Consider the following 8,824-nt stretch of genomic DNA (forward strand, 5'->3'; position numbering starts at 1 on the left):
GGTCGCCGACTGGGTGCAGCAGCGGGTTGACCAGCTTGCGTGCGGTGGTGAACGCCGCGTAGTGGATGTTGGCCTGCGCGGCGATCACGACCACCGACCACAGCACGCCCAGCACCATCAGCGCGCGTGCCGGCCAGCCGGACCGACGCATCCTGACGGCCGACAGGCACGACACCAGGGCGGCGAGCCCGCCCCACGCGAACAGAGTCCACGGGATGATGTCGGGGTAGGGATGCCAGCGGTAGTTCACTATGAAATAGCAGGCTGCCGCGACCGCCGCCGCGATAGCCACGCACAGCGGCACCGCCCGTAGCCACCACCGGCGCTCGCGCCGCCACAGCAGCGCGACCACGAGGCCGACCACCGAGACCGCGATCAGCGCCTGCGCCGGGAAGTCGATCAGCGACCAGTCCAAGGGTGACTTCATACCCCTCCGTTTGGCTTCGCACCAGTTCCGCAACCTGTATGCGCCGGCAAGCCGGCCCCCGGTCCGCCGTGGCCGATCCCGTAGTGACTAGCGACGAGCCCAGGAGTAATCGCTGTATATCACGACGTTCGAGCGGTTTTCGGATCTCTGCGAAAAGATTCACCCGCCGCTCTTTTCGCGCGCGAACAACGTTGCGGTGGGCGCTGATGCCTTCAATGTCGCACCGACCGGACGGCGGCGGTTGCTGAGGCCGCCGTCGGCGACGACCGGCGTCAAGACACGCCGATGTGATTTTCGCGATCGGCGTGTGCAACGAAAAGACTTGCGCCCTAGGGGATATCGCCGAGGCGAACGAGTTCGCCGGCGCTGGGCTGCGGCCGGCGTGGCCGCCAACGCGATAGCGACCAGCGGTGGGACGGGCGTTTAGCGGCAATGGATTCAATGTCGGTCACCGCGGGGGTGGGGGCGACCGGATTCACCAACAAGCGTGCGGATTCCTCGACCAGCGCGGTCACGCTGTCGACGACGGGCTTGCCGGCCATCTCGGCGTCGACGACACCGAAGAGCTCATTGCAGTCCAGCAGCAGCGCGTCCACGTCGTCGCCGATCGCGGCGATCGCCCGGAGGAATTGCCCCGGGACGGGGATCGGAGTCCGGGACCGCCGAAGCGATTCGATGAACCGGTCGATGATCTCCTGATCGCACGGGGCCGGCGCCACGACGGTGATGCCCACCTCGGCCAGGCCGCGCTCGTAGGCCGCGGACGACACCATGATGCTCGACGCGAGCAGGCCGACCCGGCGGACGTCGAGCCGTCGCAGCGTCCGAGCCGTCGCCTCGACCATCCCGACGCATGCCGGTGCGCCCGCCGCGCGTTCGATCGTGGTGGCGTTGCATGCGAGGGGCGATCACGTCCGCGCCGCTGCCGGCGAGCGATCGAGACGTCCGTTTCCGGCGATCGGGGATGCTATCCCCCGACTTCGTCAGCCCAGGGCACGCGGCAGGCGTCGCCGGAACTGAAGCCCTGCTCGGTGATCCCCAGCGCGGTGTTCATCCGGGCCCGCATGTTCTCCACGCCGATCTGGTAGGTCAACTCGATCACGCCGGCATCGCCGAACCGGGCGCGCAGGTCGGCGACCTGCTCGTCGGTGACGGCGTGCGGATCGGTGCTCATCGCGTCGGCATAGCGGATCGCGGCGCGCTCGTCGTCGGTGAAAAGTGGTGAGCTGGCGTAGTTGTCGATGTCTTTGAGCCGTTCGATGTCCAGGCCGTCGAGGCGCTGCAGCATGGACCCGAAGTCGACGCACCACGAACAGCCGATGCTGCGCGCGGTCCACAACACCGCCAGCTCACGCACGCCGACCGGCAGCGCCTTGGACGCCCGGTCGATCATCGTCTCGTGCACGGCGCCGGCGACCATCAGCTTGCGGTGGTGGGCCGTCACGGTGAACGGTTCGGGGACCTGGCCGTAGCGCCGCTTGGCGATCCGGTACATCGCGCGGGTCAGCAGGCCGGCGCGCCGGGGGGACAGGGGCTCGATGCGGGTTCTCTGTGTCATACCCCTGAAGACGGGATGGGCCGCCAAAGTGTGACGGACGGAATGCGCCTCGCGTGGCGCCGGAGAGTCGTAGCATGCGGCTAGCCTTTCGACGTCGATGAGCGGTGGTGTGATTGCGAGTCAACGATGACCGCGGTGTCTAGCCGGCGGGCCGATCAGTACGACTGGCTCTCCGGCTACCTCGCTTCGCGAGGCCTCAGCGGCGCCACTCGGGCCGTGATGGCGTTCATTTCGGCATCGATGGTGTTGTGCCTGATCGCCCTGCTGGCCGGCTCGGACGGTCCCCGCGGATCGGTACCGGTGGCGATGATGTGGGTGGCCGTCGCGGGCGGGGTGGCGGGGGTGTTCCTGTGGGCGTGGCGCTGGCCGACTCGCGGCCAGTCCATCGCGTTCGGCCTGACGTGCAACACCGCCAGCGCGCTGGCGTGCCTCGCGCATCCGAACCCGCTGGCCGCGCTGATCGGCTGCATCGCCTTTGCGACCTTCGGCGCCTACATGGCGTTCTTTCACACCACCGGATTGGTGCTGTACAACTTCGCGGTGGCCGCCGCGGTGGGATCCTGGGAGGCGTTGTCGCTCGCGAGATCCGGGCATCCCAGCCTCGCCGGGGTGGATCTGTGGCTGGTGATCGAAGTCAACATCGCGCTACCGCTGGCCATCCGGATCCTGATGCGCGCCTTGACCGGAGATCTGCTGCAGGCCGACCGGGATCCGTTGACCGGCCTGCTGAACAGGCGCGCATTCCAGCACGAGGCGCTCGGGATGATCGTGGCGCGCCGGGGCATCGACTCCCACCTGGTGGTCATGCTGATCGACCTCGACCATTTCAAAGCGATCAACGACAGGCTCGGTCACGCCGCCGGGGACCGGGCGCTCGTTCAAGTCGCCCAGGCCCTGTTGGCCGCTTGCGACGACCAGGCGGTGGTGGCGCGCAGCGGCGGTGAGGAATTCCTGCTGGTCGGCACCGCCAAGACCTGCAACGCCGAATCGTTGGCCACGCAGGTGTGTCGGGTCATCGCCGCGTCGGCCGCGGGGGTGACGGCCAGCATCGGCACCGCCTGCGCCCAGATCGACGACACTGGAGCCGAACCGCAATCGCTGCTGGCCGAGTTGGTCACCGCCGCCGACACCGCGATGTATGAGGCCAAGCGGTTGGGCGGCAACCGAAGCAATCATCACGAGCTGTGCGACCCGCGCAGATGATCAGCGGGTGAACATCAGCGCGCGCTTGACCTCTTGGATCGCCTTGGTGATCTGGATGCCGCGCGGGCAGGCCTCGGTGCAGTTGAACGTGGTGCGGCAGCGCCACACGCCGTCGACCTCGTTGAGGATGTCCAGGCGCTCGGCGGCGGCCTCGTCGCGGCTGTCGAAGATGAACCGGTGCGCGTTGACGATCGCCGCCGGGCCGTAGTAGCTGCCCTCATGCCAGAAGATCGGGCAACTGGTGGTGCAGGCCGCGCACAGGATGCACTTGGTGGTGTCGTCGTAGCGGGCGCGGTCGGTGGGGCTCTGAATGCGTTCGCGCGTAGGGGGATTGCCGCTGGTGACCAGGTAGGGCTTGACGGCGCGGTAGGCGTCGAAGAACGGCTCCATGTTGACCACCAGGTCTTTTTCCACCGGCAGCCCACGGATCGGTTCGACCGTGATGGTGAGTTGCTTGCCCTTCTTCTCGGGCAGCAGGTCGCGCATCAGCACCTTGCAGGCCAGCCGGTTGACGCCGTTGATGCGCATGGCGTCCGAACCGCACACGCCGTGGGCGCAGGAGCGCCGGAAGGTGAGCGTCCCGTCCAGGTAGCTCTTGATGTAGATCAACAGGTTCAGCAGCCGGTCGCTGGGCAGGCAGGGCACCCGAAAGCTTTGCCAGCCACCGGTTTCCGCGAAGGCGTCGGGGTTGTCGGGGTTGAACCGGGCGATCTTCACGGTCACCAGGACCGCGCCATCGGGGATCGGCGGTAGTGGCGGCTCGGGTCCCCGCTCGATGTCTGCCTCGACCGTGTCGGTCATCAGTACTTCCGTTCCTTCGGTTCGTAGCGGGTCTGCACGACGGGCTTGAAGTCCAGCGCGATGTCGCTCAGCAGGTCGCTGCCCTGCTTGTAGGCCATGGTGTGGCGCATGTAGTTCACGTCGTCGCGGTTCGGGTAGTCCTCCCGGGCGTGCCCGCCGCGGGACTCCTTGCGGTTCAGCGCGCCGACCACGGTGACCTCGGCCAGCTCCAGCAGGAAGCCCAGTTCGATGGCCTCCAGCAGGTCGCTATTGAACCGCTTTCCCTTGTCGTGCACCGTGATTCGCGAGTACCGCTCCTTGAGCGCGTGGATGTCGGTCAGCGCCTGCTTGAGCGTCTCCTCGGTGCGGAACACGGCGGCGTTGTTGTCCATCGACTGCTGCAGCGCGCCGCGGATGTCGGCCACCCGCTCGTTGCCGTGCTCGCTCAAGATGTCACCGACCCAGCCGACGACCATCGCCTCCGGGTTGGGCGGCATGTCGACGAAGTCGTGCCCGTCGGCGTAGTCCGCGGCGGCTATCCCGGCCCGACGGCCGAACACGTTGATGTCCAACAGCGAATTGGTGCCCAGCCGGTTGGCGCCGTGCACCGACACACACGCGCACTCGCCGGCCGCGTACAGGCCCGGCACCGTGGACGTGTTGTCCCGCAACACCTGTCCGGTGACGGTGGTGGGGATGCCGCCCATGACGTAGTGACACGTCGGGTATACGGGGACCAGCTCGTGCACCGGGTCGACGCCCAGGTAGGTGCGGGCGAACTCGGTGATGTCGGGCAGCTTGGCCTCGAGCACGTCCTCGCCGAGGTGGCGCACGTCGATGTAGACGTAGTCCTTGTGCGGGCCGGCGCCGCGGCCCTCCAGCACCTCCAAAACCATTGAGCGGGCGACGATGTCGCGGGGCGCCAGGTCGACGATGGTCGGCGCGTAGCGCTCCATGAAGCGCTCGCCCTCGCCGTTGAGCAGTCGCCCGCCCTCGCCGCGCACCGCCTCGGAGATCAGGATGCCCAGCCCCGCCAGGCCGGTGGGATGGAACTGGTGAAACTCCATGTCCTCCAACGGAAGTCCCTTGCGGAACACGATGCCGATGCCGTCGCCGGTGAGCGTGTGCGCGTTGGAGGTGGTCTTGTACATCCGGCCCGAGCCGCCGGTCGCCAGCACCACGGCCTTGGCGTGGAAGACGTGGATCTCACCGGTGGCCAGCTCGTAGGCCACCACGCCGGTGGCGACTGGGCCGCTCGGCGTCTGCGTCAGAACCAGGTCCAGGGCGTAGAACTCGTTGAAGAACTGCACGTCGTGCTTGACGCAGTTCTGGTAGAGGGTCTGCAAGATCATGTGGCCGGTGCGGTCGGCGGCGTAGCACGCCCGGCGCACCGGGGCCTTGCCGTGTTCGCGGGTGTGCCCGCCGAACCGGCGCTGGTCGATGCGGCCTTCGGGGGTGCGGTTGAACGGCATCCCCATCTTCTCCAGGTCGAGCACCGCGTCGATGGCTTCCTTGCACATGATCTCCACCGCGTCCTGGTCGGCGAGATAGTCGCCGCCCTTGACGGTGTCGAAGGTGTGCCATTCCCAGTTGTCGTCCTCGACGTTGGCCAGCGCCGCGCACATCCCGCCCTGGGCGGCGCCGGTGTGGCTGCGGGTGGGATAGAGCTTGGTGAGCACCGCGGTCCGGACGCGCGGACCCGCCTCCACCGCGGCGCGCATGCCGGCACCGCCGGCGCCGACGATCACCACGTCGTATCGGTGTTGCTGGATCACGGCGTCACGCTCCGATATTCGGGTCGAATGTCACCAGCACGTAGGTGCCCAGCACCAACGTGAACCCCATCGACAACAGCAACAGGCTGTTCAGCCAGAACCGGGTGCGGTCGCTGCGGCTGTAGTCGTCGATGATGGTGCGCAGGCCGTTGCCGCCGTGCAGCTGCGCCAGCCACAGCAGCGCCAAATCCCAGAACTGCCAGAACGGCGAGGCCCAGCGCTGCGCCACGTAGTTGAAGTCGATGCGGTAAACGCCGTTGTCCCACATCAGCATGATGAACAGGTGCCCGACGGCCAGGACGATCAGCGCGACGCCGGAGAACCGCATGAACAGCCAGGCGAACTTCTCGAAGTTGGGGATGCCCGCGCGGCGCCGCGGCGAGCGCGGGTTGTCGAGGCTGGCCGGCCGGTCGTGGCTGCGCTGGCGGACCGGGGCCACCTGGCCGCGGCCCAGCTGCAGGTCGGGGGAGCTCATCGCAGGTGCTCGAAGATGTGAATGCCCGTCACCACACCGGCCGGAACCATCAGCAGCAGGAAGACGATTCCGACGATCCAGAACATCAACCTCTGGTAGCGGGGGCCCTCCGACCAGAAGTCGATCAGGATGACGCGGATCCCGTTCAGCCCGTGGAAGAGGACGGCGGCCACCAGCCCGTACTCCATCAGGCCGACGACCGGGGTCTGGTAGTCGTGGATCACCGCGTTGTAGGTCTGCGGGCTCACCCGCAGCATCGCGGCGTCCAGCACGTGGACGAACAGGAAGAAGAAGATCGTCGCGCCGCTGATGCGGTGCAGCACCCACGACCACATGCCCGGGTCGCCCCGATACAGGGTGCGGGGTGGTCGCCGCCTGCGCGAGGGTGCAGATTGTGCCGCCGGATCCGCGGTTGTCGCCTGTGTGGTCACCGGAGTCCTCACCGCCTTCTGACATCGACCCAGTTCAGCCTAACCCCGCGCGGGGACGACCCGCGCCGAGCGGTGCGCCGGGCGAACTCGCCCGTCAGGGTTAGGGTGACAGTCTTGGGTGGCAAGAGCTGAGCGGGGTCGGGTATGCCTGATGTCGATTGGAAAGCGCTGCGCCGCATGGCAATCGGTGCCGCGGCGGGGGCCTACGCGCCCTATTCGCGGTTCCCGGTGGGGGCGGCCGCGCTGGTGGACGACGGGCGGGTCGTCACCGGCTGCAATGTGGAGAACGTCTCATATGGCCTTGGTCTCTGTGCCGAATGCGGTGTGGTGTCCGCCCTACACGCGACGGGTGGCGGCCGGCTGGTCGCGCTGGCCTGCGTCGACGGCCGAGGGGCCGCGCTGATGCCCTGCGGGCGGTGCCGCCAGCTGCTCCTCGAGCACGGCGGCCCCGAGCTGCTGATCGACCACCCGGCCGGGCCCCGCCGCCTCGGCGAGCTGCTGCCCGACGCCTTCGACGCCGACCTGCCGCGGGAACCCCGTTGACCGACCACGCATTCGACGCGCCGACGGTGATCCGAACCAAGCGCGACGGCGGCCGGCTGTCCGATGCCGCCATCGCGTGGGTCGTCGACGCCTACACCCACGGCCGGGTGGCCGAGGAACAGATGTCGGCGCTGCTGATGGCGATCTTCCTGCGCGGCATGGACCGCGGCGAGACCGCCCGCTGGACCGCGGCCATGCTGGCCTCCGGCCCGCGGCTGGACTTCCGCGACCTGCCGATGCCCACCGTCGACAAGCACTCCACCGGCGGCGTGGGGGACAAGATCACCCTGCCCCTGGTGGCCGTCGTCGCCGCCTGCGGTGCGGCAGTGCCCCAGGCGTCGGGGCGCGGGCTCGGGCACACCGGCGGCACCCTGGACAAGCTCGAGGCGATCGCCGGGTTCACCCCCGTGCTGTCCAACCGGCGGGTGCGCGCGCAACTGCTCGACGTCGGCGCGGCCATCTTCGCCGCCGGCGAGCTGGCCCCGGCCGACGCCAAGCTGTACGCGCTGCGCGACGTCACCGCGACCGTCGAGTCGCTGCCCCTGATCGCCAGCTCGGTGATGAGCAAGAAGCTGGCCGAGGGGACCGGCGCCCTGGTGCTCGACGTGAAGGTGGGCTCCGGAGCCCTGCTGCGTTCTCCGGACCGGTGCCGCGAGCTGGCCCACACCATGGTGGAGCTGGGCGCGGCGCACGACGTGCCGACCCGCGCGCTGCTGACCGATATGAACACCCCGCTGGGCGCGACCGTCGGCAACGCCCTCGAGGTCGCCGAGGCGCTGGACGTGCTGGCCGGCGGCGGGCCGCCCGACGTGGTCGAGCTGACGGTGCGCCTGGCCGGCGAGATGCTCGAGCTGGCCGGGCTCGACGGCCGCGACCCCGCCGCGACGCTGCGCGACGGCACCGCGATGGACCGATTCCGCCGGCTCGTCGCGGCTCAGGGCGGGGATCTGTCGGTTCCGTTGCCGATCGGTGCGCATTCCGAGACCGTGGCCGCGGGGCGGGGCGGCACAATGGGCGATATCGACGCGATGGCAGTGGGGCAGGCGGCTTGGCGGCTCGGTGCGGGCAGATCCCGTCCGGGCGAACGGGTGCAGGCCGGCGCCGGCATCCGGATCCATCGCCGCCCCGGCGACCCCGTGGCGCCCGGCGCGCCGCTGTTCACCCTCTATACCGACACCCCGGAGCGCTTCGGCGCCGCGCTGTCCGAATTGGACGGCGGCTACCGAGTCGGCGACTCGGCGCCCGATCCGCGGCCGTTGGTCATCGATCGGATCCTGACGTGACAACACCGCTGGGCCTCGAGCAGATCAAGCGGGCGCCCAAGGCGCTGCTGCACGATCACCTCGACGGGGGACTGCGCCCGTCGACCGTGGTCGAAATCGCCGGCCAGACCGGCTACGACGGGCTGCCCACCACCGACGTCGACGAGCTGGCCACCTGGTTTCGCACCCGGTCGCACAGCGGCTCGCTGGAGCGCTACCTGGAGCCCTTCTCGCACACCGTGGCGGTCATGCAGACGGCCGACGCGCTGCATCGTGTCGCCTACGAGTGCGTCGAAGATTTGGCCGCCGATTCGGTGGTGTACGCCGAGATCCGGTTCGCGCCGGAACTACACATCGACCGGGGCCTGTC

General features: G+C 68.9%; 8 protein-coding genes and 3 pseudogenes. 4 read left to right on the plus strand and 7 right to left on the minus strand.

All coding sequences use genetic code 11. From position 1 onward, the window contains the following. The 3 genes and pseudogenes from A9X05_RS21030 to A9X05_RS21040 all read right to left on the minus strand — a co-directional run. Positions 1–427: pseudogene (locus tag A9X05_RS21030) on the minus strand (hypothetical protein); the annotation flags it as partial. 329 nt (positions 428–756) lie between these two features. Beyond that, a complete protein-coding gene (locus A9X05_RS21035) occupies positions 757–1,308 on the minus strand; it encodes an aspartate/glutamate racemase family protein (protein WP_255369236.1) in 552 nt (183 codons plus the stop codon). A gap of 86 nt (positions 1,309–1,394) precedes the next feature. Then, positions 1,395–1,985: pseudogene (locus A9X05_RS21040) on the minus strand (carboxymuconolactone decarboxylase family protein); the annotation flags it as partial. A 135-nt stretch (positions 1,986–2,120) separates the two neighbouring features. Between A9X05_RS21040 and A9X05_RS21045 the strand changes: the two are divergent. Next, the gene (locus A9X05_RS21045; RefSeq protein WP_231978443.1) at positions 2,121–3,188 is read left to right on the plus strand and encodes a diguanylate cyclase; all 1,068 of its coding nucleotides are present in this window, start codon (positions 2,121–2,123) and stop codon (positions 3,186–3,188) included. Here the strand turns inward: A9X05_RS21045 and A9X05_RS21050 are convergent, their stop codons facing one another. The 4 genes from A9X05_RS21050 to sdhC are packed head-to-tail and all read right to left on the minus strand — an operon-like array spanning position 3,189 to position 6,553. Then, the gene (locus A9X05_RS21050; protein ID WP_067752035.1) at positions 3,189–3,989 is read right to left on the minus strand and encodes a succinate dehydrogenase iron-sulfur subunit; all 801 of its coding nucleotides are present in this window, start codon (positions 3,987–3,989) and stop codon (positions 3,189–3,191) included. Then, positions 3,989–5,743: a succinate dehydrogenase flavoprotein subunit gene (sdhA, locus tag A9X05_RS21055; protein ID WP_067752031.1), complete on the minus strand. Its 1,755-nt coding sequence runs from the start codon at positions 5,741–5,743 to the stop codon at positions 3,989–3,991. Before sdhA ends, A9X05_RS21050 begins: the two co-directional genes overlap by 1 nt. Positions 5,744–5,747: 4 nt before the next feature. After that, on the minus strand, positions 5,748–6,218 hold the full coding sequence (locus A9X05_RS21060) for a succinate dehydrogenase hydrophobic membrane anchor subunit (protein WP_055402940.1): 471 nt from the start codon (positions 6,216–6,218) through the stop codon (positions 5,748–5,750). Continuing rightward, a complete protein-coding gene (sdhC, locus tag A9X05_RS21065) occupies positions 6,215–6,553 on the minus strand; it encodes a succinate dehydrogenase, cytochrome b556 subunit (RefSeq protein WP_067752028.1) in 339 nt (112 codons plus the stop codon). Before sdhC ends, A9X05_RS21060 begins: the two co-directional genes overlap by 4 nt. Positions 6,554–6,793: 240 nt before the next feature. On the opposite strand from sdhC, the gene A9X05_RS21070 reads away from it, so the two are divergent. The 3 genes and pseudogenes from A9X05_RS21070 to A9X05_RS21080 form a co-directional block, all read left to right on the plus strand. Next, positions 6,794–7,192 carry a cytidine deaminase gene (locus A9X05_RS21070; protein WP_067752025.1) on the plus strand — a complete coding sequence of 133 codons (399 nt, stop codon included), beginning with the start codon at positions 6,794–6,796 and terminating at the stop codon, positions 7,190–7,192. Then, a complete protein-coding gene (locus A9X05_RS21075; RefSeq protein ID WP_067752022.1) occupies positions 7,189–8,475 on the plus strand; it encodes a thymidine phosphorylase in 1,287 nt (428 codons plus the stop codon). The genes A9X05_RS21070 and A9X05_RS21075 overlap by 4 nt, the downstream gene beginning before the upstream one ends. Then, a pseudogene (locus tag A9X05_RS21080) lies at positions 8,472–8,824 on the plus strand (adenosine deaminase); the annotation flags it as partial. The gene A9X05_RS21075 and the pseudogene A9X05_RS21080, both read left to right, overlap by 4 nt.

The sequence above is a fragment of the Mycobacterium sp. E3298 genome (assembly GCF_001666895.1).
Classification (GTDB): Bacteria; Actinomycetota; Actinomycetes; order Mycobacteriales; family Mycobacteriaceae; genus Mycobacterium.